This is a genomic window from Proteus cibi, assembly GCF_003144405.1.
Taxonomy (GTDB): domain Bacteria; phylum Pseudomonadota; class Gammaproteobacteria; order Enterobacterales; family Enterobacteriaceae; genus Proteus; species Proteus cibi.
This window is the reverse complement of sequence record NZ_PENW01000015.1, coordinates 99,016-124,212: the sequence shown is the minus strand read 5'-3', so window position 1 is coordinate 124,212 and position 25,197 is coordinate 99,016. Positions and strand designations below refer to the sequence as shown.

The 25,197-nt window shown below is 37.9% G+C and carries 26 protein-coding genes, 1 pseudogene and 1 other annotated feature; of the genes and pseudogenes, 12 read left to right on the top strand and 15 right to left on the bottom strand.

Annotation, left to right across the window (positions count from 1 at the left end; translation table 11 throughout):
• Positions 1–30 precede the first annotated feature (30 nt).
• The 10 genes from DK865_RS08215 to thrS form a co-directional block, all read right to left on the bottom strand.
• Positions 31–783 (bottom strand): vitamin B12 ABC transporter ATP-binding protein BtuD, encoded by a 753-nt coding sequence (locus DK865_RS08215; protein ID WP_109391642.1) that lies wholly within the window; start codon positions 781–783, stop codon positions 31–33.
• Between the two features lies 1 nt (position 784).
• Positions 785–1,795 (bottom strand): vitamin B12 ABC transporter permease BtuC, encoded by a 1,011-nt coding sequence (gene btuC, locus DK865_RS08210; protein ID WP_109391641.1) that lies wholly within the window; start codon positions 1,793–1,795, stop codon positions 785–787.
• A 359-nt stretch (positions 1,796–2,154) separates the two neighbouring features.
• Positions 2,155–2,451: an integration host factor subunit alpha gene (gene ihfA, locus DK865_RS08205; RefSeq protein WP_023582381.1), complete on the bottom strand. Its 297-nt coding sequence runs from the start codon at positions 2,449–2,451 to the stop codon at positions 2,155–2,157.
• A 4-nt stretch (positions 2,452–2,455) separates the two neighbouring features.
• The gene (gene pheT, locus DK865_RS08200; RefSeq protein WP_109391640.1) at positions 2,456–4,843 is read right to left on the bottom strand and encodes a phenylalanine--tRNA ligase subunit beta; all 2,388 of its coding nucleotides are present in this window, start codon (positions 4,841–4,843) and stop codon (positions 2,456–2,458) included.
• A 14-nt stretch (positions 4,844–4,857) separates the two neighbouring features.
• Positions 4,858–5,841 carry a phenylalanine--tRNA ligase subunit alpha gene (gene pheS, locus DK865_RS08195; protein ID WP_023582383.1) on the bottom strand — a complete coding sequence of 328 codons (984 nt, stop codon included), beginning with the start codon at positions 5,839–5,841 and terminating at the stop codon, positions 4,858–4,860.
• Between the two features lie 100 nt (positions 5,842–5,941).
• Positions 5,942–6,065: a sequence feature (Phe leader region), on the bottom strand.
• Complete coding sequence (pheM, locus tag DK865_RS19050) at positions 6,017–6,064, bottom strand: pheST operon leader peptide PheM (RefSeq protein ID WP_120655563.1); 48 nt, start codon at positions 6,062–6,064, stop codon at positions 6,017–6,019. It overlaps the preceding feature by 48 nt.
• Positions 6,066–6,172: 107 nt before the next feature.
• Positions 6,173–6,529 carry a 50S ribosomal protein L20 gene (rplT, locus tag DK865_RS08190; RefSeq protein ID WP_006537111.1) on the bottom strand — a complete coding sequence of 119 codons (357 nt, stop codon included), beginning with the start codon at positions 6,527–6,529 and terminating at the stop codon, positions 6,173–6,175.
• A 42-nt stretch (positions 6,530–6,571) separates the two neighbouring features.
• The gene (gene rpmI, locus DK865_RS08185) at positions 6,572–6,769 is read right to left on the bottom strand and encodes a 50S ribosomal protein L35 (RefSeq protein WP_004263702.1); all 198 of its coding nucleotides are present in this window, start codon (positions 6,767–6,769) and stop codon (positions 6,572–6,574) included.
• 94 nt (positions 6,770–6,863) lie between these two features.
• A complete protein-coding gene (infC, locus tag DK865_RS08180) occupies positions 6,864–7,403 on the bottom strand; it encodes a translation initiation factor IF-3 (RefSeq protein WP_036937410.1) in 540 nt (179 codons plus the stop codon).
• A 3-nt stretch (positions 7,404–7,406) separates the two neighbouring features.
• Complete coding sequence (thrS, locus tag DK865_RS08175) at positions 7,407–9,335, bottom strand: threonine--tRNA ligase (protein ID WP_023582384.1); 1,929 nt, start codon at positions 9,333–9,335, stop codon at positions 7,407–7,409.
• 377 nt (positions 9,336–9,712) lie between these two features.
• Here thrS and DK865_RS08170 point away from each other — a divergent pair, with 377 nt between their 5' ends.
• A complete protein-coding gene (locus DK865_RS08170; RefSeq protein ID WP_036913250.1) occupies positions 9,713–10,153 on the top strand; it encodes a PACE efflux transporter in 441 nt (146 codons plus the stop codon).
• 4 nt (positions 10,154–10,157) lie between these two features.
• Here DK865_RS08170 and DK865_RS08165 read toward each other — a convergent pair whose 3' ends face one another.
• Together DK865_RS08165 and DK865_RS08160 are read right to left on the bottom strand one after the other, a co-directional pair.
• Positions 10,158–10,847, bottom strand: a complete 690-nt coding sequence (locus tag DK865_RS08165; protein ID WP_109391639.1) for an AraC family transcriptional regulator — start codon at positions 10,845–10,847, stop codon at positions 10,158–10,160.
• Positions 10,848–10,939: 92 nt separating this feature from the next.
• On the bottom strand, positions 10,940–11,278 hold the full coding sequence (locus tag DK865_RS08160; RefSeq protein WP_023582390.1) for a tRNA-binding protein: 339 nt from the start codon (positions 11,276–11,278) through the stop codon (positions 10,940–10,942).
• 264 nt (positions 11,279–11,542) lie between these two features.
• On the opposite strand from DK865_RS08160, the gene DK865_RS08155 reads away from it, so the two are divergent.
• Complete coding sequence (locus DK865_RS08155; RefSeq protein WP_109391708.1) at positions 11,543–12,136, top strand: GNAT family N-acetyltransferase; 594 nt, start codon at positions 11,543–11,545, stop codon at positions 12,134–12,136.
• A gap of 99 nt (positions 12,137–12,235) precedes the next feature.
• A complete protein-coding gene (locus DK865_RS08150) occupies positions 12,236–12,949 on the top strand; it encodes a MarC family NAAT transporter (protein ID WP_023582392.1) in 714 nt (237 codons plus the stop codon).
• On the opposite strand, the gene DK865_RS08145 is transcribed toward DK865_RS08150, so the two are convergent.
• Positions 12,946–13,617, bottom strand: coding sequence for a transglycosylase SLT domain-containing protein (locus DK865_RS08145; protein ID WP_036913256.1), 672 nt, complete (start codon positions 13,615–13,617; stop codon positions 12,946–12,948). The two genes, DK865_RS08150 and DK865_RS08145, sit on opposite strands and share 4 nt — an antisense overlap.
• A gap of 677 nt (positions 13,618–14,294) precedes the next feature.
• On the opposite strand from DK865_RS08145, the pseudogene DK865_RS08140 reads away from it, so the two are divergent.
• From DK865_RS08140 to DK865_RS08120, 5 genes and pseudogenes are all read left to right on the top strand, one after another.
• Positions 14,295–15,110: pseudogene (locus DK865_RS08140) on the top strand (metal ABC transporter substrate-binding protein); the annotation flags it as partial.
• Positions 15,107–15,994, top strand: a complete 888-nt coding sequence (locus tag DK865_RS08135) for a manganese/iron ABC transporter ATP-binding protein (protein ID WP_109391638.1) — start codon at positions 15,107–15,109, stop codon at positions 15,992–15,994. The pseudogene DK865_RS08140 and the gene DK865_RS08135, both read left to right, overlap by 4 nt.
• Positions 15,995–15,996: 2 nt before the next feature.
• A complete protein-coding gene (locus tag DK865_RS08130; RefSeq protein WP_023582395.1) occupies positions 15,997–16,908 on the top strand; it encodes a metal ABC transporter permease in 912 nt (303 codons plus the stop codon).
• On the top strand, positions 16,905–17,762 hold the full coding sequence (locus DK865_RS08125) for a metal ABC transporter permease (protein WP_109391637.1): 858 nt from the start codon (positions 16,905–16,907) through the stop codon (positions 17,760–17,762). Before DK865_RS08130 ends, DK865_RS08125 begins: the two co-directional genes overlap by 4 nt.
• A gap of 154 nt (positions 17,763–17,916) precedes the next feature.
• Positions 17,917–18,789 carry a fructosamine kinase family protein gene (locus DK865_RS08120; RefSeq protein WP_109391636.1) on the top strand — a complete coding sequence of 291 codons (873 nt, stop codon included), beginning with the start codon at positions 17,917–17,919 and terminating at the stop codon, positions 18,787–18,789.
• A 133-nt stretch (positions 18,790–18,922) separates the two neighbouring features.
• On the opposite strand, the gene DK865_RS08115 is transcribed toward DK865_RS08120, so the two are convergent.
• Entirely contained in the window at positions 18,923–19,462 is a 540-nt protein-coding gene (locus DK865_RS08115) for a YniB family protein (RefSeq protein ID WP_023582398.1), read from the bottom strand.
• A 199-nt stretch (positions 19,463–19,661) separates the two neighbouring features.
• On the opposite strand from DK865_RS08115, the gene hxpB reads away from it, so the two are divergent.
• From hxpB to DK865_RS08095, 4 genes are all read left to right on the top strand, one after another.
• On the top strand, positions 19,662–20,330 hold the full coding sequence (hxpB, locus tag DK865_RS08110; RefSeq protein WP_036913260.1) for a hexitol phosphatase HxpB: 669 nt from the start codon (positions 19,662–19,664) through the stop codon (positions 20,328–20,330).
• Positions 20,331–20,639: 309 nt separating this feature from the next.
• Complete coding sequence (locus DK865_RS08105) at positions 20,640–21,206, top strand: metal-dependent hydrolase (protein WP_023582400.1); 567 nt, start codon at positions 20,640–20,642, stop codon at positions 21,204–21,206.
• A gap of 243 nt (positions 21,207–21,449) precedes the next feature.
• The gene (locus tag DK865_RS08100; RefSeq protein ID WP_098943149.1) at positions 21,450–22,841 is read left to right on the top strand and encodes an L-cystine transporter; all 1,392 of its coding nucleotides are present in this window, start codon (positions 21,450–21,452) and stop codon (positions 22,839–22,841) included.
• 135 nt (positions 22,842–22,976) lie between these two features.
• The gene (locus DK865_RS08095) at positions 22,977–23,840 is read left to right on the top strand and encodes a hypothetical protein (protein ID WP_228407738.1); all 864 of its coding nucleotides are present in this window, start codon (positions 22,977–22,979) and stop codon (positions 23,838–23,840) included.
• Between the two features lie 84 nt (positions 23,841–23,924).
• Here DK865_RS08095 and htpX read toward each other — a convergent pair whose 3' ends face one another.
• On the bottom strand, positions 23,925–24,803 hold the full coding sequence (gene htpX, locus DK865_RS08090) for a protease HtpX (RefSeq protein WP_109391634.1): 879 nt from the start codon (positions 24,801–24,803) through the stop codon (positions 23,925–23,927).
• Between the last annotated feature and the right edge of the window lie 394 nt (positions 24,804–25,197).

The following is a 25,197-nucleotide window of genomic DNA, read 5'->3' as shown; positions in this document are numbered from 1 at the left end:
TACTTGGGGATAAGCTTAACAATAGCCATATTATTGCAAAACCCGCCAATCAATATGATCAACATCATTGATGCACTTGATATTTGTATTAAATGTAGTTGATAATAACTTTTCGTCCAATAAGAGTGCAGATGCGCCAGAATTAACCAAATATCCCTCTTTTATGAGCCAAACTCTGTCTGCTTTTTGATAGGAGTGATTCAAATTATGTGAACTCATAATAACGGCACCACCTTGCTGGCAAAACGCCTCAATCCACTTGTCCAAAATCGCCAACTGTATGACATCTAAATTATTCGTTGGTTCATCAAGTAACATTAATTTCCCTTTTAAATCATAACTTGACCATAGTTGAATAAATGCGCCAACAATTCTAACCCTCTGCCACTCACCTCCCGATAAATGATGAATGTTTTTTGACAATAATTTGTCAATTTTAAAATCATTTAACAGCATGTTTAATTGCTGATCATCCATTTTAGACAATTTATGATATAGCGAGAGATAATGAAAAACAGGCATAAATGACAAAGCTTCCAATTGTTGTATAACCATGCTCTGCATTCTAGAAAGATCATCATATTTATAATGTCTTATTGAGGTTTCGTTTAGAATAATTTCACCACTAAATGGAAGCTCTCCCGCGATCGCCATTAAAAGTGTGCTTTTTCCCGCACCATTAGCGCCAATTAAGTGGACACGTTCGCCATAGTTTACTTGTTCTGTAAATGTGTTAAGTCGTCCATTATTAACACTTAAATGATCAAGTTTAAGTAACACCATATTACAAACGTCCCATTTCTTTTGTTGCCAATAACCAGATAAATAAAGGCGCTCCAAGCGTTGCTGTAATTACCCCTATCGGAACTTCTGCACCATTTAAAATCAATCGAGATAGCAGATCAGCAAGCAATAGCAATCCGCCCCCAGAAAGCGCACACGCTGGTAGCAAGGTTTTATAATGAGTTAATCCACATAGTCGTAATAAATGTGGTACAACAAGTCCTACAAAACTTATAGCCCCCGCTAAAGCAACACTTAGCCCTATCAATAACCCGACAGCTAAAATAAACCAATTTCGCCATTGATTAACGGCTATACCTAATTGCTTTGCTCTGAATGACCCCAGAGATAAATAATTAAGAACATCGGCTTGTAGAATAAGAATTAAGACAATGGGTATAAGAGCCCAAAATAAGATTTGATGACGCCAATCAATACCACTAAAGCTTCCCATCAACCAATACATTAATTGTCTTAAATCCAAAGCTGAACTGAAATAAACAAGCCAGGTCATTATCGCGCTTGCCATAACGCCTAATGCCACACCAATTAATAATAACTGAGCATTAGATAACTTTTTTATTCGAGTAAAAAACATTAATAAGAGCGTAATTCCTAATGCACCGAATATCGCCGCACTACTTATTAACCAAGGACTTAATCCAATTTGTAAAACAATAAGTAATACAACACACACTCCCGCACCACTACTTACACCTAGCAATCCTGGCTCTGCGAGTGGATTTTGAAATAGGGCCTGCATAATGGCACCTGCAATTGCTAGGCTAGCACCAACCGTCACTACTGCAAGTATTCTGGGTAAACGGATCTGCCAAACAAATAAATGAGCTTCCTCTGTTAACCATTGATGTGGGAATAACGAAATCTCACCAACAGAGAGGGAAAAAATAAACAAGAAACATAATACTAACACCATTAGAAACAGCTTTTTTCTGTCACCAATGCGTTGTCTTTGAGTAAATTTAATCAGAGGATTAACTTCTTTATTCATTTTATTCCCTATCCATGCAACAACGGCTCTTACTACTTTTATTTATAAAATAATTTTTTAGCAACATAACATGTTCTCATTCAATGATGAAAAACTAAATTTAGAACATGTCAATTTGTCTCTAACAACGAAGAAAAAATGGAGATTAATTACCACAATATTGGTGCAGACAAGAGATAAAAAGAAAGAATAAAAATGAAAAGAAAGATAATAAAAAGATGCCATCCAAATAGAAATATCTATTCAGACTATATTGATAAATATAAACATCCCAATGTGTTTATTATCAAAATTAGATACTGATAATAATGATAAAAAAACGGCTTTCAAAGAAAGCCGTTTTGGATGTTTTTTAAATCTTATTCTTTTGGTGTCGCGCTCTCAACCCGGCTTTTTAACTTTTGTCCTGGGCGGAAAGTAACAACACGGCGAGCTGTAATAGGAATGTCTTCCCCAGTTTTCGGATTACGACCTGGGCGCTGATTTTTATCACGTAGGTCAAAGTTTCCGAATCCAGACAGCTTCACCTGTTCCCCGTTTTCAAGAGAACGACGCACTTCCTCAAAAAAGGATTCTACAAGGTCTTTTGCATCGCGTTTGCTAACACCAAGTTTTTCAAACAGATTTTCTGCCATTTCAGCTTTTGTAAGCGCCATAGGTCTAGTCCCTCAAGGATGCTTGGAATCGCTGTTTCAATGCTGCTACACAGTTACTCACTGTGGCAGCAATCTCATCTTCTTCCAGTGTATGCTCGATATCCTGCAAGATTATGCTAATAGCGAGGCTTTTATAGCCCTCTGCTACTCCCTTACCACAATACACATCAAATAAGTTTATGCCAACTATTTGATTTCCGCCAACTTTCTTACATTCGGCTAAAATATCTTCTGCAGCAACATCATTCGGAACAACTACAGCGATATCTCTACGATTCGAAGGGTAACGAGAAATTGCTTTTGCTTGTGGTAAACTGCGATTTGCAATTGCATTCCAACGTATTTCGAATACTACCGTACGACCGTTTAAGTCAAGTTTACGTTCAAGCTCTGGATGAACAACGCCAATACAGCCAATATATTCATTTCTCAGATAAATCCCAGCACTTTGTCCCGGATGAAGTGCTGAATGATTAGCTGGTTTAAATGTAATTTCATCTAGCTGGCCTGTCAATTCCAGAATTGATTCAATATTACCTTTCAAATCAAAGAAATCAACAGTTTGCTTCTCTAAACTCCAATGTTCTTCATAACGGTTGCCCGCGATCACACCAGCTAACATAAGTTCCTGACGTATTCCATATTCTGCTTGATTATCAGGAACAAAACGCAGACCAGCTTCAAATAACCTAACTCTTGATTGTTGACGGTTCTGATTATATACAGTTGTAGTCAATAATCCGGTTAATAAAGACAGTCTCATTGCTGACATATCTGCTGAAATTGGATTAGGCAGAATTAATGCTTCTTCATTTGGATGTAATAAAGATTGGACTTTAGGATCAACAAAGCTATAAGTAATGGCTTCTTGGAAGCCGTTGTCGACTAGCATTGTTTTAACGCGTTTTAATGATAAGTTTGCTTCGCGATGATTGGTCATCACCAAATCAGCGCGTAATGGCACATCTGGAATATTGTTGTAACCATAAATGCGAGCAACCTCTTCAATCAGGTCTTCTTCGATTTGAACATCGAAACGCCATGAAGGAACTATTGCTAACCAGCCATCACTTTCAACAGAAACTTTGAACCCTAAGCGAGTTAATGAATCCAGAACTTGTGCATCGTCAATCACGTGACCTAATAAACGGTCTAATTTTTTACGTGTTAATTTCACTGGCGCAATATTAGGTAGATGTGCTTTATTGGTTACATCAATGACTTCACCAACTTCACCACCACAAATTTCTAACAGTAACTTAGTTGCACGTTCAATTGCTTTGTATTGTAGCTCAGAATCAACGCCACGCTCAAAACGGTGAGAGGCATCAGTATGTAAGCCATAGCGACGTGCGCGACCTGTAATAGATAATGGAGAGAAGAATGCACACTCTAAGAAAACATTTTTCGTTTCTTCATTAACACCTGATGATTCACCACCGAAAATACCCGCCATGCCTAATGCTTGTTTTTCATCGGCAATAACTAACACATCATCTTTTAATGTAATTTCATTGCCATCAAGTAAAGTCAGTTTTTCACCTTCTTTACCCATACGAACAACAACAGCACCGTCAACGCGATCAAGATCAAACGCATGCAGTGGTTGACCCATTTCAAGTAGAATAAAGTTAGTAATATCCACAATTGGGTCAATAGAACGAATGCCACCACGGCGTAACTTTTCCTGTATCCATAAAGGTGTTTTTGCTTTCACATTCATATTAGTGAAAACACGACCTAAATAACGCGGACACGCTTCTGGCGCTTCAACACGCACAGGGAATGTTGCTGAAGATGTTGCCGTAACTGGCGACATATCAGGTACTTGGCATTCCATTTTATTGATAACAGCGATATCACGAGCAACACCTAAAATACCTAAACAATCCGCACGATTTGGTGTAACACTAATCTCAATCGCATTATCATTTAATTTTAAGTATTCACGAATATCCATACCAATAGGTGCATCAGCAGGTAATTCAATAATACCTTCATGGTTTTCTGAAATCGCTAATTCAGAAAATGAGCACAGCATACCTTCTGAAGGTTCACCACGTAGTTTTGCTGCTTTAATTTTGAAATCGCCGGGTAATACAGCGCCAACGGTTGCAACCGCAACTTTTAAGCCTTGACGGCAGTTAGGTGCACCACAAACGATATCGAGTAATCTGTCACCACCTACGTTAACTTTCGTTACACGTAATTTATCCGCATTAGGGTGTTGTCCACATTCAACAACTTCACCTACAAATACACCGTGAAAATCACCAGCAACAGCTTCAACACCATCAACTTCAAGGCCCGCCATTGTCAGTTGTTCAGAAAGCGCTTCGCTACTAATCGCTGGGTTTACCCACTCACGTAACCAAAGTTCACTGAATTTCATGAGATAATCCCACCTTATTTAAACTGTTTGAGGAAACGAAGATCATTTTCGAAGAATGAACGCAAATCGGTGACACCGTAACGTAACATAGTCAGACGTTCCATACCCATACCGAACGCAAAACCTGAATAAACTTCAGGATCGATACCTACATTGCGTAATACATTTGGGTGAACCATACCGCAGCCCAACACTTCTAACCATTTACCATTCTTACCCATTACATCAACTTCTGCAGAAGGCTCTGTGAATGGGAAATAAGAAGGACGGAAACGAATTTCCATATCTTCTTCAAAAAAGTTTTTCAGGAAATCGTGTAGTGTCCCTTTTAAATTGGTAAAGCTAATGTCTTTATCAACAATTAAGCCTTCAATTTGATGGAACATTGGGGTGTGAGTCTGATCGTAGTCATTACGATATACGCGACCTGGCGCGATGATGCGAATAGGTGGCTGTTTATCTTGCATGGTACGAATTTGTACACCTGATGTTTGTGTACGCAGTAAACGTTTTGCATCAAACCAGAAAGTATCGTGGTCGGCTCTTGCTGGGTGATGTGCAGGAATATTCAACGCATCAAAGTTATGATAATCATCTTCGATTTCAGGGCCAGATTCTACAGAAAACCCTAATTCGCCAAAGAAAGTTTCAATACGTTCAATTGTACGAGTTACTGGGTGTAGACCACCATTTTCAATACGGCGACCAGGTAAAGACACATCGATTTTCTCAGCAGATAAACGTTCGTTTAATAGTGCTGATTCAAGGTAATCTTTACGCGTGTTCAGCGCTTGCTGAACCTCTTGTTTAGCCTGATTAATGACAGCCCCTGCAGCTGGACGATCTTCCGCGGGTAAGTCGCGCAGCGTGGACATCTGAAGCGTTAAATGACCTTTTTTCCCCAAGTATTCAACACGAACCGAATCCAGCGCAGCAACATCCTGTGCCTCTTCGATAGCTGCTTTAGCTTGAGCAACGAGTTCAGCGAGATGTGGCATCGTTTCCTCTTCCTTTGACCTGATAAGGTCTATTAGTTGTTATCAATGATGACGAATAAAATTGCCCTTTTTGGTTTCTAACCCTGTATGGGGATCTGAAAACAAAAAAGCCTCCATATTGGAGGCTCAGGCGCTACTTTTCGTTTCTTTTCTTACGCGCAAAAGCCCCCTAAAATTAGGCGCTAAAGTAAAAAAAGAAACGGAAAAAAGCGATATTTAACATTAGTAATGTCTCTTAAAATATTAACTTATTGAATTTATATCATTAAGCCACAAATTTAGACAAAATAAAAGAGGGAGAAAACTCCCTCTTCCATTGCTTAATAAATAATTAAGCCAGAGCACCTTTCGCTTTTTCAACTAAAGCTGCGAATGCAACTTTGTCGAATACAGCGATGTCAGCCAGAATCTTACGGTCGATTTCAATGGATGCTTTTTTCAGACCATTGATGAAACGGCTATAAGACATACCGTTCTGACGAGCTGCTGCGTTGATACGCGCAATCCACAACTGACGGAACTGACGTTTTTTCTGACGACGGTCACGGTACGCATATTGACCAGCTTTGATTACAGCCTGGAAAGCTACACGATATACACGTGAACGTGCACCGTAATAACCTTTAGCTTGCTTTAAAATTTTCTTGTGACGAGCACGGGCGATAACACCACGTTTAGCACGAGCCATATTAAACTCCTAGATGTCTATATTCTGTTAAAAAAGTGATACTTATGCGTATGGTAAGCAAGCTACGACCAGACCTAAATCTCCTTTAGAGACCATGCCTTTTGGACGTAAATGACGTTTACGCTTAGTTGATTTTTTAGTCAGAATGTGACGGAGGTTAGCATGCTTGCGCTTGAAGCCACCACCAGCAGTTTTTTTAAAGCGCTTAGCTGCGCCGCGTACTGTTTTAATCTTTGGCATTTCTATAATCCACTTCGCATTGTTAATAACATAAAATAATAAGGCGAATAGCAATCAGCCTTTAAAGGCTGACGCTATTACTTGAATTGCCCGACTATTTCTTCTTCGGCGCTAACACCATGATCATCTGACGCCCTTCAATCTTATTAGGGAAAGATTCAACAGCTGCCAGTTCATCCAAATCTTCACGGATGCGGTTAAGCATTTCCATACCGATTTGTTGGTGTGCCATTTCACGACCACGGAAACGCAGTGTGACTTTGGCTTTATCGCCATCTTCAAGAAAACGAATCAGGTTGCGTAGTTTGACCTGATAGTCGCCTTCATCTGTACCAGGACGGAATTTAACTTCCTTAACCTGAATAACTTTTTGTTTCTTTTTCTGTTCTTTGAGAGTCTTACTTTTCTCATAGAGGAATTTGCCGTAGTCCATAATACGACAAACCGGCGGCTCGGCATTAGGACTAATTTCAACTAAATCAGCACCTGCTTCCTCGGCTTTCTCAAGAGCCTCTTTCAGACTAACAACTCCAATCTGTTCGCCATCTAAACCTGTTAAACGAACTTCATGAGCGCGAATCTCACCATTGATGCGATTCTGACGCGTTGATTGAATTCTTTTTCCGCCTTTAATACCTTATTCCTCCAACTGATGAAGACTTCTGCTTCTAATTTCTTGCAGAAGTTTTTCTTTAAATTCGTTAACGTCAATACTGCCGAGGTCTTTTCCTCGACGAGTACGAACCGCCACTTTGCCTGATTCAACTTCTTTATCGCCACAGACAAGCATGTACGGAACACGACGTAAAGTATGTTCACGAATTTTAAAGCCAATCTTCTCATTTCTCAAGTCTGCTTTTGCACGAATTCCGGCATCTTGCAATTCTTTGACGAGTTTTTGTACATAATCAGCCTGTCCATCCGTGATATTCATCACGACAACCTGCTGTGGTGCTAACCAAGTTGGGAAGAATCCTGCGTATTCTTCTGTCAGAATACCAATAAAACGTTCTAAGGACCCTAGCACTGCTCGGTGTAACATAACAGGTACTTTACGCTCGTTGTTTTCGGCAACATAAGATGCGCCTAAACGACCTGGTAGTGAGAAGTCTAATTGCACTGTACCACACTGCCATGCACGATCTAAACAATCGTAAAGTGTAAATTCAATTTTAGGGCCATAAAACGCCCCTTCGCCTGGCTGATATTCAAATTCAATATTGTTATCAGTTAAGGCTTTTGCTAAGTCTGCTTCAGCAACATCCCATAATGCATCTTCACCGATACGTTTTTCTGGACGAGTAGACAGCTTAACAACGATTTTTTCAAATCCGAAAGTAGAATATACATCATAAATCAATTTGATGCAGTCATTTACTTCACTTAAAATTTGTTCTTCAGTACAGAAGATATGCGCATCGTCTTGTGTAAAGCCACGAACACGCATTAAACCATGCAATGCACCTGATGGTTCATTACGATGGCAACTACCGAATTCAGCCATACGTAATGGCAAATCACGGTAAGAACGTAAACCTTGTTTGAAGATTTGTACGTGACCTGGGCAGTTCATTGGTTTGATACAATATTCACGGTTCTCTGAAGATGTTGTGAACATGTTTTCTTTGTAGTTTTCCCAGTGACCTGTTTTTTCCCAAAGAACACGATCCATCATAAATGGACCTTTTACTTCTTGGTAATCATATTCTTTTAATTTACAACGTACAAATGTTTCTAACTCACGGAAAATCGTCCAGCCATCATTATGCCAGAAAGCCATACCCGGCGCTTCTTCTTGCATATGATATAAATCAAGCTGTTTACCAATTTTGCGGTGGTCACGTTTAGCCGCTTCTTCTAAGCGATCTAAGTAAGCTTTTAACTGTTTCTTATCAGCCCAAGCTGTACCATAAATGCGTTGTAGCATTTTATTATCGCTATTACCGCGCCAATATGCACCTGCGATCTTCTGTAATTTGAAGTTATGACAGAAACGCATGTTTGGAACGTGTGGCCCACGGCACATATCAACATATTCTTGATGATGATAAAGACCTGGTTGAGAATCTTGGCTAATATTTTCGTCAAGAATAGCAACTTTATAATCTTCACCACGAGAAACAAATGTTTCACGAGCTTCAGCCCAGCTTACGCGTTTTTTAATCACGTCATAATCTGTTTTCGCCAACTCTAGCATGCGTTTTTCTAGAGTGTCTAAATCTTCCTGTGTTAGAGAATGGTCTAAATCCACATCATAGTAGAATCCATTTTCAATAACAGGACCAATCGCCATTTTGGTGTGTGGCCATAATTGTTTAATCGCATGTCCCAATAAGTGGGCACAAGAGTGACGAATAATTTCAAGACCTTCATCATCTTTTGCGGTGATAATCGCTAGATTTGCATCATGTTCGATTAATTCACAAGCATCCACCAGCTCACCATTAACACGGCCTGCAATACATGCTTTCGCTAGTCCAGGACCGATATCTGCAGCGACATCCATGACAGAAACTGCATTTTCAAATTGACGTTGGCTTCCGTCAGGAAGAGTAATAATTGGCATTTAAAATCCTTATTTACAGTGGTGACCCATACGCAAGATCACTTGTAAGCTTTTTATTTCGTATATATTCAGTACGTTACGACAATTTCTCACTTTACCTCGCGAGGTTTGTACACAGCTATGTACACATATTTATTTTATAAATATCTGTAGCATCACTGAGCCTTATCGCAACTCAGAGGGGATCTTATCACAGACTGTAAATATTTATACATTTATCTCTTAGGTAATTTTAATATCTCTTTTTTAATACAGGGAGATAGATAGAATTTTTTATTTAAATTGACTACTATAATAAGCAAGCGGAAACCGTGGCTTTAAAATAACATTCTCTGGGGCGGACCAGAACCTTCATTGTTAACATAAAGGTATATAAGGTGTTTTATCTAAAACCGCGCGCGCGTAAATTAGTCTATGCAATTACTTTTGAAACTCTCGCTATTTTATTAAGCACTGTTTTACTTGCAATATTAAGCCAAAGCCAATCACATAATTCACTTCCCGTTGCAATCGCTGTTTCTATTATTGCCTTGATTTGGAACTATATTTTTAATTCTTTCTTTGAATTAATTGAGTCAAAACTAAAAATCAAAAAACGTACAGTGATGGTACGACTTACCCATGCAATAAGTTTTGAATTAGGTCTGTTCTTTTTTACCATTCCACTTTATATGTGGTGGTATAATGTGGGTTTTATCAAAGCAATAAGTATGGAAATCACTATATTAGTGTTCTTCTTTATCTATACCTATCTATTTACACTCGCCTTCGATAAATTATGTCCCCGAGTTTATTCGACAGAAAATAAAGTGGTGTAATGGCTTAACCTTGTCGATATTCAGTAGGACTTTTATTAAAGTATTGACGAAATGCCTGACTAAATGCCGAGTGCGAATCATATCCTACTGCTAAAGCAATATTTTCAATATTGACTGATGTGTATTTTAATAATTCAGCGGCTTTGCTAAGTCGCTGTTGAGTGACATATTGCATCACAGACACTCCTACCTCTGCTTTCATTTTTCGTTGTAACGTACTCGCTGATGTATTAAAAGCAAAAGCAATATCATGTGTTGTTAATGGTGTATGTAACTTATTTGCTAACCAAGTATCCAGATTATCACGCCAACCTTTTTGTATTTTCATTTGAGCGAGTAACAAGCGTGTGATCGTTGAATATTGATCTGGTGATTGGGGATATTGATGTAGCCACTCTAATAAACTCATGGCTGCCGGTGATAACGCAAATTGCCCACCTTTCTCACTTAATTGCCATTGCGAAGTTGCAGGAAGTTCTAGGATAAGATTTTTATTATCTATATTGCCTGAAAAGGCATGATGAATCGTTGGGGGGATAATCAAACAGTTTTGATTAGAAATCAGAAAGTCTTCTCGATTGAAATTAACTTCCATCGAACCTGAAAGCCCGAAAATAATCTGCCATAAATTATCATGCTGATGAGATACCGTCTCTTGTGTATAACAGCGCAAATGCAATTGAGGTAATAACAAAAGACACTCCTTTATATCCATCCTGCTATTGAATAATTACTATATCAAAACTCAGCAGAACATCACTATTTAAGAGTGTCTTATCAAAATACTTATGCTAAACGAGAGCCATTTGGTAAAGGCAAGTTAAACTCAGCTAATACAATGGCTCCCGTTTCATCAGGTGCTCCTGTAATTAACACCTCAGATTTTATACCTGCAATGCGTTTAACTGGAAAATTGCATACACATAAAATACGACGCCCCACAAGCTCTTCCGGTGTGTAGTTTACCGTAATTTGAGCACTTGAACGCTTTATGCCTAATTCGCCCAAATCAACATCCATAACATAAGCTGGTTTATTAGCTTTTTTATTTATTTCTGCACTAATAATCGTTCCCACTCTCATTTCTACACGTAGAAAATCATCCCATTCAATTAAATCTGCCATTTTTTTACCAATCTATTGTGTTTACGGTTACATCATTACGACTAAATTATAGATTAGCACGCATGATGCTGGCTCACCTGTGGTAAGGCAGTCATTCTCTATTGAGAAAGAATCACTCACACTTTTTTTCTCTATTTTCATTATTCTGAAATTTTCCTATTTTTTAATAACCTTTTAAATAACCATATCAATTCATAAATTTGTTATGTATAAAAAACATTCTTAAGAAACGCTTTTTATTCACAATCCCAGAGAATATTTATGATGAAAAAGATAACAGAGTGGACAACACTGGAAGGAAAGCTTGTACGTTTAGTCCCTTTAAGTATGAAACACTACTCAGAACTCTATGAACTCATTGAAAAAGATAGGCCTGATGAGCTGTGGTATACCACTGTTCCTTCAGTAACAGAGTTACAACGCGATATTGAGCATAAACTACAGTTGCAAGAAAAAGGGTTAATGTTACCTTTTTCTATTATTTCTAAAGCTAATAACCATGTGGTTGGCATAACAACCTTTATGAATATTGATAACCAAACACCTAGATTAGAAATTGGTTCAACCTGGTATGCCAAAGAAGTACAAAGAACGGGAATAAACACAGAAACTAAATATCTTTTACTTAAGTATGCCTTAGAAGACTTGCAATGCATTGCTGTTGAATTTCGTACTCATATATTAAATCAGACTAGCCGCAGAGCGATTGAACGACTTGGTGCAAAACTGGATGGTATTTTGCGTAATCATAGATTAACGACGACGGGACAAAAAAGAGATACTTGTGTTTATAGCATTACCGATTATGACTGGGGATCAGTAAAAGTGCATTTAGAATGGCTTATGAAAAAATACTAATACACATTAAGAATATTACGAGGAAAATAACTTTTATCTCGTTTAATTTGTTATCATAATTACTTCTTAATGACCTGTTATTGGGGGCTTTTATATTCCATGCACTCTGTTTACCAGTTTTTTCAGGCTATCGGTCTTGGTCTTATTTTGCTTTTACCTTTAACTAATCCATTAACGACGGTTGCTCTTTGGCTTGGCCTTTCAGGTAATATGACAAAGGAACAACGCAATCAACAATCCTTAATGGCATGTGTGTATATCTTCCTCATTATGACCATCGCGTTTTATGCGGGACGGATCATAATGACAACCTTTGGTATTTCGATCCCCGGTCTTCGTATTGCTGGCGGAATGATAGTTGCCTTTATTGGCTTTAGTATGCTGTTTCCAAACACACCTAATGTCGATGATCCTATTTCAGACGATAGCAACCCACATCATAATCCCAAAGAGCCTAATATTGCTTTTGTTCCTTTAGCAATGCCAAGTACAGCAGGTCCCGGAACGATTGCAATGATAATTAGTACTGCGGCGTCAATCCCCTCACGTACTGATATTGCACAATGGGTACTGTATATTGCCCCTGTGACATGCTTCTTTTTAATTAGTGTTATTGTTTGGGTATCACTCCGTGGTTCTACCCGCATTATGAAATATTTAGGCCACAGTGGTATTGACGCTATTTCTCGCGTAATGGGATTTTTATTAATCTGTATGGGCGTTCAGTTTATGATCAACGGCGTACTTGAAATTATTGCTGATTTGCCTGCTTTATTAAAACAGGCTCAAGCAGCTGCGAATTTGCCAGATTAATTATCACCTGCATGGTAAGCCGCTCTTACTTTTGCTAAATAGCGCGGCGCTTGAGACGCGGGATGATTTTTTTCGACATAACGATAAAAATCATCCGCACTCATTGAATTAATTTTAGCGATAGCATTATTTCTATCTTTATCAAATGTTCTTAATAAAGCGCCGGCGCCATTTACATAAGCCAAGATAGTGGCGTAATAGAGAGTTTCAGGATCAGCAATACCCACAAGGTGGCGTTCTCTTAATAATTGAATATAAGCGGTACCCAAATCGATATTAATGGCGGGATCTTTCAGTTGAGCCGTTGTTGGCTGCCCTGCCTTACCTCTATTTTGGTAAACATCTCTTCCCGCAGTTGATGCTTTAATTTGCATTAATCCAACTGCATTTGATTTGCTAATAACTTCAGGTCTAAAGTTTGATTCAACTTGGATAATCGCCTTAATTAATGTTTCATCAACATCATAACGGCTTGAAGCTTGCTGTATATGGTTATCAAAAGGTGTTGATTTCCATTGTGCCGTTGAGATTGAAGCATTATTAATACGATTCTCTACTGGTTTTTGGTTTAAGAATCGTGATGTTTCTTTTTGAACAGGTTGACGAGCATTATCAGCACAACCAGCAAGAAGCAAAATAGCCAAAGAAAAGATGATTTTTACTTTCACGTTTTATCCTTTTGCATAAAGGGTTGTACAAAGACATATTTATACATCAATAAGTTACAGATGGTTATTCTGCTTTCACGCAAAAATGCATGCTAAAATATGGCAAAAGATGGGAAATAAATCAATCTATTACTACTTTTAGTGTGTGCGTTTTATCTCAAACCTATCCTATTCACAATGAGTTCCATCCAAATACATTAATCAAAATAGAATCTGCCATAACACATTTATATTGTGTTCTGACTTATTTTTGAATAAATGATATGCATTAGTGCAATGTAAAAAAGCGATTGAGAGGTCAGATAAAAATCGTAGAGACATAGTCAACGTGGGATTAATAAGCAAAAGTGTATCTTTATACGTAATAAAAATAATCTCTCGCACAAATCGTTACGAACTATTGTTAATTTTTGTGACAAAACTCGACAATCTACTTAACATTTATTGGAATACATGTTGTTATCTTATTTCTGGTAGTTATCAAATGAAGCTTTTTACACAGAGATAACTTGACTTTTTTGAAATGATATTGATAATCATTATCAATTGAGAAAATAACTCTGCAACGATAAGGCAATAATAATATGGATATATTTCGCTCTGTAAACAAACTTTCACTTACGGCTTTATGCCTTATGGCATCTGTTTTTTTAACAACACCTACACAAGCAAAAGATAAACTAAAAGTCGTCACCACATTTACTATTATTCAAGATATTGCTCAAAATGTCGCTGGAGATGCAGCCATTGTTGAATCAATCACAAAACCCGGTGCTGAAATTCACGATTACCAACCTACGCCTAAAGATATAGTAAAAGCCCAAAAAGCTGATCTTATCTTATGGAATGGCTTAAATCTTGAACGTTGGTTCGAACGTTTTTTTAATGAATTGCGTAACGTACCCGCGGTTGTTGTTACTGAAGGCATCACACCAATGGCAATTAGTGAAGGGGCTTATAAAAACAACCCTAACCCACATGCATGGATGTCACCAAATAATGCATTGATTTATATTGAAAATATTCGCAAAGCGCTTGTTGAACATGATCCGGATAATGCGGCTATTTATAATCAAAATGCAGCACGCTACGCAGAAAAAATTAAGCAGCTTGACGCACCATTAAGAGAACGGTTATCTCGTATCCCACAAGAAGAGCGTTGGTTAGTAACCAGTGAAGGGGCATTCAGCTATTTAACCAATGATTATGGCTTCAAAGAAGTTTATTTATGGCCGATCAATGCCGAAGAGCAAGGCACACCACAACAGGTTAAATATGTCATTGATACTGTTAGAGAACACAAAATCCCTGTTGTCTTTAGTGAAAGTACAATTTCAGATAAACCAGCTAAACAAGTCAGCAAAGAAACTGGCGCAAAATACGGTGGTGTTCTTTATGTTGACTCACTTTCCGCTGAAGGTGGTGAAGTTCCTACTTATATTGATTTGATTACGATTACAGTAGATACAATTGCGAAAGGATTTGGGCAATGAGCAAGATGAAAGCTAATCCTACGTTGACTGTTGATAATGCCACAGTCACTTACAACAACGGTCATACCGCTATTTTCGATGCAAGTTTCTCTATCACTGGTGGCACTATTTGTGCCCTAGTGGGCATCAATGGTAGTGGCAAATCCACACTATTTAAAACCATTATGGGGCTGGTAAAACCCTCTAAAGGTAAAGTGACATTAAACGATAGCCCGATCCAGCAGGCGTTAAAACAAAATATGATCGCCTATGTTCCACAAACAGAAGAGGTTGATTGGAACTTTCCCGTCCTTGTTTCTGATGTTGTGATGATGGGACGTTATGGAAAAATGGGGTTTTTTCGTATTCCTTCAAAACGCGACCATGAAGTTGTTGAAGCATCATTAGAACGCGTTGGCTTGTCAGGCTTAGGGCATCGCCAAATTGGTGAGCTTTCTGGTGGTCAGAAAAAACGTGTTTTCTTAGCACGAGCAATGGCTCAAGAAGGTACTGTTTTATTACTTGATGAACCTTTTACGGGTGTCGATGTGAAAACAGAAAATGCCATCATCGAGCTTTTACGCAATTTACGCGAAGAAGGTCACTTAGTTTTAGTTTCAACGCATAACTTAGGAAGTGTACCTGAATTTTGTGACCACGTTATTTTAATCAATAGAACGGTATTAGACAGTGGTCCAACTGAAACGACATTTACACAGAAAAACTTAGAACACGCATTTGGTGGTGTGTTACGCCACATTAGCCTCTCGGGTTCTGACCTTCATGATGATGACGATCCACGTTCACTCACTGTTATTACCGATGATGAACGTGCTGCTGTTTTCTATGGTCATCAAGAAGAACACACTCCGGCTCACCAAAGCCAACGCAAACAAGGAGATTAGCCATGCTAGATTTACTCCTACAACCGTTTGAATATAACTATATGGTGAAAGCAATTTGGGTCAGTGCCTTAGTCGGTGCTGTCTGCGCTTTTCTTTCATCCTATCTTATTTTGAAAGGTTGGTCGTTAATGGGAGATGCCCTTTCCCACTCAGTTGTTCCTGGTGTTGCTGGAGCTTATATATTAGGTTTACCCTATGCAGTTGGTGCTTTTTTTACGGGTTTGCTCGCGGCATTATCAATGACACTTATTCGTCATATCACACGCCTTCGTGAAGATGCCGTTATTGGTTTTATTTTTTCCACTTTTTTTGCTTTTGGTCTGTTGCTGGTTTCGCTTAAACCAACAGCCGTCAACGTTCAAACCATCATTCTCGGAAATATTTTAGGTATTGCTGATGAAGATGTATGGCAAGTTGTGATTATTACCGGTGTCTCTTTCTTTGTCTTATTTTGTATTTGGAAAGACTTGCTGGTCGTTTTTTTTGATGAAGTTCATGCAAAATCAATTGGCTTATCACCATTAAAATTAAAAATTATCTTTTTTACTCTTTTGAGCGCATGTACTGTTGCCGCGCTTCAAACTGTTGGCGCTATTCTTGTCATTGCGATGGTTGTGACCCCGGGCGCAACTGCTTACTTACTCACAGATCAATTTAAACGACTGGCAATTATTGCCATCTGTATCGGTACAATCACAAGTGCAGTCGGCGCTTATCTTAGCTACTTCTTTAATGGTGCAACAGGGGGTGTGATTGTCACAATGCAAACATCACTCTTTTTATTCGCTTTCTTATTTGCCCCTAAACACGGCATGTTAGCCGCTCGCCGTCGTGCTCGTCAGAGTTCACAGCAGTTGATCACGCAATCTCATCAGCATCAAGGATCAACCAAACAAGAAGAGGTGAAACTATGAATGAGTTGATAGAATTTTTCATTGAGCCTTTTCAATATCCATTTATGCAACGCGCTATTGTTGCAGCCATTATTATAGGTATTGCCTGCGCTATTCTATCTTGTTATATGGTATTAAAAGGCTGGTCTTTAATGGGAGATGCAATCTCTCACGCCGTTTTACCTGGCGTTGTTCTTGCTTATGTCACTGCTATCCCACTAACAGTAGGTGCCTTTCTTTCTGGGCTATTTTGCTCTTTTGCCACCGGTTATTTAAAAGATCATAGTCGCATCAAAGAAGATACAGTGATGGGAATTGTATTCTCAGGCATGTTCGCCGTGGGTTTGGTCATTTTTGCTAGTGTCGATACAGACCAACATTTAATGCATATTTTATTTGGTAATATTTTAGGCATTACACCTGATGTATTAACTCAAATTAGTATTATCTGTGTCATCACCATCACTATTATGCTTATTAAGCAAAAAGATTTTATGCTTTATTGCTTTGATCCTAACCAAGCAAGGATTGTTGGTTTACCTGTCACATTATTACATTATGGATTACTGTCTATTTTGGCATTAACCATTGTTGCTTCAATGCAGGCCGTTGGGATTATTTTAGTTGTCGCCATGCTTATTTCACCGGGGATCACTGCCTATTTATTAACGCGCAGTTTTTCACGTATGATTATGTTAGCAATTATATTTTCTGTCGCATCTAGTGTTATAGGAACATTTATTAGTTTCCATATTGATGGGGCAACAGGTCCCTGTATTGTGCTAACACAAGCTGTGTTCTTTATTATTGCGCTACTCGGTAATCAGATTAAATTGGCAAAAATAAAGCGACAAACAAAACCCGCTAGCGCCTGATAATATTCTTTATCTTAGCAAAAACGGGATAATCATCCCGTTTTTTAGCTTTATACTTTATTGATTTAATTAAAGTGTTATTGTCATAGTATAAACATCGCTCGTTATTATTTTATTTGGGTCTACTAAGTAAACAACTTTGCGAGGTGTAAGTATGTGGCAGAATATAGGTCGTTTACTGGAATCAAACTTAGGATTTTCAGCAAAGATAAACGAAAAAATTCACCTTTCTAGTGGTGATATTCACCATACATGGAAAATTTATTATGGTGATACACCCGTTTTTGTGAAATCTAATTTGCGTGAATTTCTGCCTAACTTTAAAAATGAGGCAGAACAACTCGAAATGCTGGCAAAAAGCCAAACCATTCGAACTCCTCGGGTTCTTGGTATCGGTAATAGTAAAGATGCCAGCTTTCTACTCCTTGAATTTTTGCCTGTTCAACCATTTACACCTCATAGCGCCTACTGTTTTGGGCAACAATTAGCAAGATTACATCAGTGGGAAGAACAACCTAGCTATGGCTTTGATTTCGATACCCAAATCGATACTACACCTCAACTTAATAGCTGGGAAAAACGCTGGAATCACTTTTATGCTGAAAAACGGATTGGTTTTCAGTTACAACTGGCTTCTGAGAAAGGCATGGTTTTTGGCGATATTGACGAGATCACTCAAATCATCACTCATCGCCTCGCAGATCATAACCCACAACCTTCTCTGCTTCACGGCAACTTATGGCCTAAAAACTGTGCCGCGATTGGTCAATCAGAAGGTACCGTGTTCGATCCTGCTTGTTATTGGGGTGATCGTGAATGTGATATCGCAATGTTACCGCTTTGCACTGCGGTACCTGCAAATATTTTCGACGGCTATCAAAGTGTTTGGCCGCTATCTGATAAGTTTTTATCACGTCAACCTATTTACCAACTCTATTTCTTTCTCAACCGTTGTAATTTATTTGGGGGCGAAGAAAATTATTTAGAAGTCAGAAAAATAATTGATGACCTATTAGCAACGCCTTAATAGAAAAAGAGTGAAGTAGACCTGAGATAGAGAGATAAACTAAAAAAATATAACCTCGCCAGATTCAGTTGTGCGAGGTTTATTTTTCCCTTTAATATATAAATGAACTGTCCTCGTTCACTTTAAAGCCGTGTTACCAGCCTAAAAATTTTATCAAAAAATAACCTATTGCCATGACAACTAGAGGTGATAAATAAAGCACCATTATTTGAGTAAATATAGTATGTCGCGGTAATTTGATATTTTGTTGCAATTCTTCCGCTGTCACACCACTTTTCATTGCGCGTTCAATAATAAGCTGATCTTGTATATTTTCTTTCAAGTATTTCACTTGGCGATAAATTCGTAATCCTGATGCGCTAAATGCTAATCCAATAAACATAAAAAGAAAGATAACAAAAAACGTGATGTTTTCTTGGCTAAATCCCATTTGTGTATTTGGGATAGGTGAATTTCGCCAGAAAAAACCTAAAAAAGGTGTATTAAATTGCACCATTTCCGCTAATACACGAAAAAAATCATTAATTACGGCATTTACACCATCACCGCTTGGGCGTTGTATTGCAGCCAATCCTATCAATGATACGGCTGTTGAAATAAAGGCAGGAATAAAAATAAGCCAACCAAGTACACGCTTTAAAATGGCATACAATCCTGCATATTGATAACTCATCACATCCTCACTAGTAGAATTCGTCAATATTTATCTGTTTATCGTAGTCTAATTAACGGCTGATACGACAATAAATTAATAGTAGCTATTCTCTCTATTTATTTTACAAAATAAATAAGAAACTGATTAAAAAGATTTTCCTTGTAACTCTTGCTACAATCGCCACTCGACAACATAGACCTTATTTATGGAGAGTAACATGTCTTTTAAATTCCCTATTGAAGCTGCAATATTTGATATGGATGGTTTATTAATCGACTCTGAACCATTTTGGCAGCAAGCAGAACATGAGGTCTTTGCTGAATTAGGTGTCGATTTATCCCTTGCATCGGCAATGCCCGATATGGTTGGATTAAGAATAAACGAAGTCATTGATTTATGGTATAGAGCATCACCTTGGCAAGGTGTTTCAAAACAAGAAGCAAAACAAAAAATGGTTTCTCGTGTTGTCAAATTGGTTGAAGAAACAAAGCCACTATTACCAGGTGTTGAGCATGCCTTAGAACTTTGCAAATCATCAGGGCTAAAAATTGCACTGGCATCAGCATCGCCTGATTTTATGCTTGAGCGTGTACTTGAGTTGTTTAATATTCGTCATTACTTCTCAGCTGTCGTGTCTGCCGATGAATTGCCACACAGCAAACCACACCCTGAAGTTTATCTAAACGCAGCTAAAGCACTTAATCTTGACCCTATCCACTGTGTTTCATTAGAAGACTCTCGCAATGGTATGATCGCTTGTAAAGGCGCAAGAATGCGCTCTATTGTCGTACCAGCAACAGCACAATTTAATGATAAACAATGGGGTTTAGCTGATGTGAAAATTGCATCACTTAATGAACTCACACAACTGCATTTATTAGGCTAATTTCCATAAATAAAAAGGATATCCCGCTTTATGAGATATCCTTTTTGTTCTCTTTTTAAGATCCCTCACCTCATGCTCCTCCTTTCTATATTGAAGTCTTCCCCTGTCTATTTCGCTTACTGTCACTCGTTGCTATCTTACTTTTTAGTTTTTTATCCTAAATTCGATCATTTTTAAATCAATCCAATAAAATATTCCTGTTATGCCTTAATATTTAAGGCAATTTTTATCTTTTTTGTCTGTTAGTTATTGTCAAAACCTTTTATACTTCATTACTGTATAAATGAACAGCAAACGAACAGACATGGAATGACTGCTGAAGGACATCTACTTTTTTCTGTGGCAACACTTGTGTTAGCCCAGAAGCTTGAAATAACGCCGGCTCTTGCTCATGGTGATTGGTTTCACATGATCCCTGCTGTCTTATTAGGCTCACTTTTACCTGACCTAGATCACCCTGGTTCTATTCTAGGGCGATTATTCCGTATTATTTCTCTGCCTTTATCAAAGCTCTGTGGTCATCGAGGTTTTACGCATAGCTTACTTGCATTCTGTGGTTTGGCTATTTTGTGGGAAACCCAAGTTTCACCACATTGGGATATTTCTACCGATATCTTTCATGCCCTTTTATTGGGTTATCTTAGTCATCTTATTGCAGATATGTTAACTCCCGCTGGCGTTCCTTTCTTATGGCCTTTAAAAATGCGTTTTGCATTACCTATTTTAGGCAAAAAGAATAATAAAAAAGGCGAGAGATTTATCTCGGTTTTGATCCTTGTTGGCGCACTTTTTTTACCTCCACACCTAACTGTTACCCTGCCTTCGCAAGTTAACAACTGGCTACAGATGTACCACGATAAGCGTACTAATTTTTAACCCCCCTAGACAAAACTCTACGTTTCTCTACTAATTTATCAATTCTTACCTCTTTTTATGCCTACTTTCCTTGTTTTTATAACCAAATGATTATATAAAATAATAATTAATTATAAAAAGTTATTAACAATCCTGTTACCCTATAGCGAATTGGTGCTGTTATATCCTTTCTTATTACCTAAGAACTCATATCGCATACAATCGTCGAAATTATATAAATAAAGTTCTCGTTGGAGAGTTAAGATGAATTTTCCGTTAATCATTAACGTACTCGTCTTTGTTGTGCTATTACTCATCTTGGCTAAATTAAGTCAACGTCAGTGGAGCCTTTCAAAGAAAGTTCTTGTTGGTTTAGTTTTTGGTGTTGCTTTTGGCCTAGCATTACACGCATTCTATGACTCACACGATCCTATTATTAAAGAATCTATTCTTTGGTTTAATATTGTGGGTAATGGCTATGTACAGTTGTTACAAATGATCATTATGCCATTAGTATTTGCCTCTATTCTTAGTGCTGTAGCTCGTTTACATCAAGCTTCATCACTAGGAAAAATTAGTGGTCTCACTATTGGCACACTATTATTCACCACAGCTATTTCTGCCTTAATCGGTATTGTTATTGCTAACCTATTTGGCTTAACAGCAGAAGGCTTAGTGCAAGGTGAACAAGAAGCGCAACGTTTAATTGCACTTGAACAAAATTACATGGGCAAAGTTTCTGACTTAACAATGCCACAGCTTATTTTGTCATTTATCCCTAAAAATCCATTTGCTGATTTAACAGGTGCAAGCTCAACATCGATTATTAGCGTCGTTATCTTTGCTACTTTCTTAGGCATGGCAGCCCTGAAATTGCTCAAAGAAGACCAACCTCGTGGTGAGAAAGTGTTAGTTGCAATTGATTGCTTACAATCATGGATCATGAAGCTGGTTCGCATTGTTATGATGTTAACGCCTTATGGTGTAATGGCTCTGATGACCAAGGTTGTTGCAAGCTCAAATATGCACGACATCATTCAATTAGGAAGCTTTGTTGTTGCCTCTTATGTTGCTATTGGCTTAATGTTTGTTGTTCATGGATTACTGGTCAGCTTCACTGGTTTAAATCCTATTAAATTCTTCAAAAAAGCGGGACCTTTATTAGCATTTGCATTTACCAGCCGTTCAAGTGCTGCAAGTATTCCGTTAAATATTGAAACTCAAATTAAGCGTGTTGGTGTGCCAGAATCTATCGCAAGCTTCTCATCATCTTTTGGTACAACTATTGGTCAAAATGGTTGTGCGGGTATTTACCCTGCGATGTTGGCTGTTATGGTTGCGCCTACAGTAGGAATTAACCCATTAGACCCAATGTGGATCGCAACTTTAGTTGCAATTGTAACGGTTAGCTCTGCGGGTGTTGCTGGCGTGGGTGGTGGTGCAACATTTGCAGCCCTTATCGTTTTACCTGCCATGGGCTTACCCGTAACATTAGTTGCATTGCTAATCTCAGTCGAGCCATTAATTGATATGGGACGTACAGCATTAAACGTTAGTGGTTCAATGACAGCGGGTACAATCACCAGCCAAATTATGGGACAAACGGACAAAGCAATATTCAACCAAGATGAAGAAACTGAACTTACAGTAAAATAAACTTTATCTACCTCTATTCATAAAGCCAGTTCAATTTGAGCTGGCTTTTTTTTGTATCTATATTAAGTTACCTGTTTTCTATTTATATTATCTCCAACATCAATTAATCCCCTATAAACATAACAAGGTAAAATCGTGCAAAAGATTATGCGTGTTTTGCGTAAACTCTATAAATATGAAAATAGTCAATATGATCCAGAACGCCAAGTTTCACTGTATCACCTTGATATTCTTTCAGATAAAGAAAAAGCCTTGTTATCTGAGGTCAATTGGCAACCTAATATCATAGAAAGATTCACTGATCATTCTGATGTTATTTCGAAATTAAATAGATTAAAGAATAATCCATTACTCAGCCAAAAGCGTTGCTTAGATGCTTTTGTTGCAGGCGTTGGAGGCAGTTATCTTAGAGGTCGCTCTGTTTTAAGTGCTTTTCATAAATTACAAAATTTGCCATTACATGATTATGAAGAGAAACCTCAATATGCCTGCTGTTGGATTTGTAGTGATGGAGATCAGCAAAAACATATTAATGACAGCTATTTTCAATATTGCCTCTATTACGGTAATGCTTATACAGGCAATCCTTCTTATGCTTATTTGAATTTAAAACATCTACTGACCGTCCCCCCTGTCAGTCCAACACCTGCAGATCAAGCGATCTTTAAGCAATTACTCCATTTATTACGCCATGCACCTGAAGATGAAACCCCCGGTAAATTTGAAAAGCGGTTAAATGAAGCTAAGTTAATTTCTGGCGATAGGTATACCAAACGAGGTATTTTGCACTCACTTGCCTTAGTTGGTGTTATTCCTAATGCCTATATTCCATTGTCTTTAAATCATTGGGCTAATTTTGGCGATATTACCCTTGTCGAAAATCAACTGAATAACACCAAAGGTCGCTCTGATATGGAAATGCCATGGGCAGGATGGAAAGGCAATCTTAAAGTTGATGAGGAAAAAGTAACGACATACTTTGGCGAATATTTAGATTAATCCGCTCTTCCTCATCAATAGAAAGCGCCCAATATTTTCATATTGAGCGCTTTAATTTAAGAGTTTGCGATTAGACTCTTAATTTTATTTTAGATACTCACCATTGCGCAGTGCTTCAATACGCTTATCTAATGGTGGGTGAGATAAAAATAATTCGCTGAATGACTTATTACGACCATTAATACAGAAAGCCATCATGCTACTTTCTTCTTGTGGCTCATAACTCGTTTTCAAGCGTTGTAATGCCGCTATCATTTTCTCACGACCAACAAGCTTTGCAGAACCTGCATCCGCATGGAATTCACGATAACGTGAGAACCACATTGTAATGATGCTAGCAAGAATACCGAATACAATTTCCAGAACCATTGAAACTCCCATATAGACCCATGGGTTTCCATTACTATTTTCACTCTCTTCATCATTAGAGATAAAATTAGCAACAAATTGAGCGATGATACGAGAAATAAAGATAACAAAGGTATTCACAACACCTTGCAGTAAAGTCATGGTTACCATATCACCATTAGCAACATGGCTAATCTCATGGGCAATAACGGCTTCTGCTTCATCACGACTCATACTCGCTAACAAACCCGTACTCACTGCCACCAGCGAAGCATCACGACGCGCGCCTGTTGCAAACGCATTAATATCAGGTGCATCATAAATTGCCACTTGTGGCATTTTAATACCGACTTGTTCAGATTGACGTCTTACTGTATCTAATAACCAACGCTCTACTTCTGAAGTTGGGTTTTCGATAACTTGACCACCCACTGAACGTAATGCCATCCATTTTGACATTAATAGTGAAATGAAAGCACCACCAAAGCCAAATAAGCCCGCCATGATCATCAAGCCTTGAACACTACGACCTTGTATACCTGTTAAAGATAAGATGATCCCAAAAACAAACATAACGGCTAAGTTTGTTAACAGGAATAAAGCAATTCTCATCATATTGATACTGTTCCTATTTTATCTAATTATCACATTGCTAAAACTGTCTTATAAATAAGGCTTTTTTAGATTTTATCAAGCCTTTTAACGTATTTAATATTAAAAACGATATAACTTTACATTTTGATAAAAAAATAGCGAGTGAACACCTAATATTAGACATCATTCAAAACTTAAGTATAAAGTGAGATTGATAATAGATGATATGAATTTTCTGTTTTGTCGAATAAATAGATGACGTTTATTTAGGAAAAGCTTATATCGCTTAATAGAGTGGCAATGGGTTTATCATAAAAAGTAACGTAAATTAGCATACAAACACTATCATTTACGATAATCGATAGGGTAACTGCTTTGATAATTTTATGCACGACTCACAATGTATGCAAGTCGT

Coding starts and splice junctions, on each gene's coding strand:
- btuC (WP_109391641.1), bottom strand. CDS start 1,795: ATGAATAAAGAAGTTAATCCTCTGATTAAATTTACTCAAAGACAACGC.
- htpX (WP_109391634.1), bottom strand. CDS start 24,803: ATGATGAGAATTGCTTTATTCCTGTTAACAAACTTAGCCGTTATGTTT.
- pheS (WP_023582383.1), bottom strand. CDS start 5,841: ATGCCACATCTCGCTGAACTCGTTGCTCAAGCTAAAGCAGCTATCGAA.
- DK865_RS08130 (WP_023582395.1), top strand. CDS start 15,997: ATGCTAGATTTACTCCTACAACCGTTTGAATATAACTATATGGTGAAA.
- rpmI (WP_004263702.1), bottom strand. CDS start 6,769: ATGCCAAAGATTAAAACAGTACGCGGCGCAGCTAAGCGCTTTAAAAAA.
- DK865_RS08160 (WP_023582390.1), bottom strand. CDS start 11,278: ATGGCAGATTTAATTGAATGGGATGATTTTCTACGTGTAGAAATGAGA.
- hxpB (WP_036913260.1), top strand. CDS start 19,662: ATGTCTTTTAAATTCCCTATTGAAGCTGCAATATTTGATATGGATGGT.
- DK865_RS08135 (WP_109391638.1), top strand. CDS start 15,107: ATGAGCAAGATGAAAGCTAATCCTACGTTGACTGTTGATAATGCCACA.
- DK865_RS08120 (WP_109391636.1), top strand. CDS start 17,917: ATGTGGCAGAATATAGGTCGTTTACTGGAATCAAACTTAGGATTTTCA.
- thrS (WP_023582384.1), bottom strand. CDS start 9,335: ATGCCAATTATTACTCTTCCTGACGGAAGCCAACGTCAATTTGAAAAT.
- DK865_RS08155 (WP_109391708.1), top strand. CDS start 11,543: ATGAAAAAGATAACAGAGTGGACAACACTGGAAGGAAAGCTTGTACGT.
- DK865_RS08125 (WP_109391637.1), top strand. CDS start 16,905: ATGAATGAGTTGATAGAATTTTTCATTGAGCCTTTTCAATATCCATTT.
- pheT (WP_109391640.1), bottom strand. CDS start 4,843: ATGAAATTCAGTGAACTTTGGTTACGTGAGTGGGTAAACCCAGCGATT.
- DK865_RS08215 (WP_109391642.1), bottom strand. CDS start 783: ATGGTGTTACTTAAACTTGATCATTTAAGTGTTAATAATGGACGACTT.
- rplT (WP_006537111.1), bottom strand. CDS start 6,529: ATGGCTCGTGCTAAACGTGGTGTTATCGCCCGTGCTCGTCACAAGAAA.
- DK865_RS08105 (WP_023582400.1), top strand. CDS start 20,640: ATGACTGCTGAAGGACATCTACTTTTTTCTGTGGCAACACTTGTGTTA.
- DK865_RS08150 (WP_023582392.1), top strand. CDS start 12,236: ATGCACTCTGTTTACCAGTTTTTTCAGGCTATCGGTCTTGGTCTTATT.
- ihfA (WP_023582381.1), bottom strand. CDS start 2,451: ATGGCGCTTACAAAAGCTGAAATGGCAGAAAATCTGTTTGAAAAACTT.
- DK865_RS08100 (WP_098943149.1), top strand. CDS start 21,450: ATGAATTTTCCGTTAATCATTAACGTACTCGTCTTTGTTGTGCTATTA.
- DK865_RS08115 (WP_023582398.1), bottom strand. CDS start 19,462: ATGAGTTATCAATATGCAGGATTGTATGCCATTTTAAAGCGTGTACTT.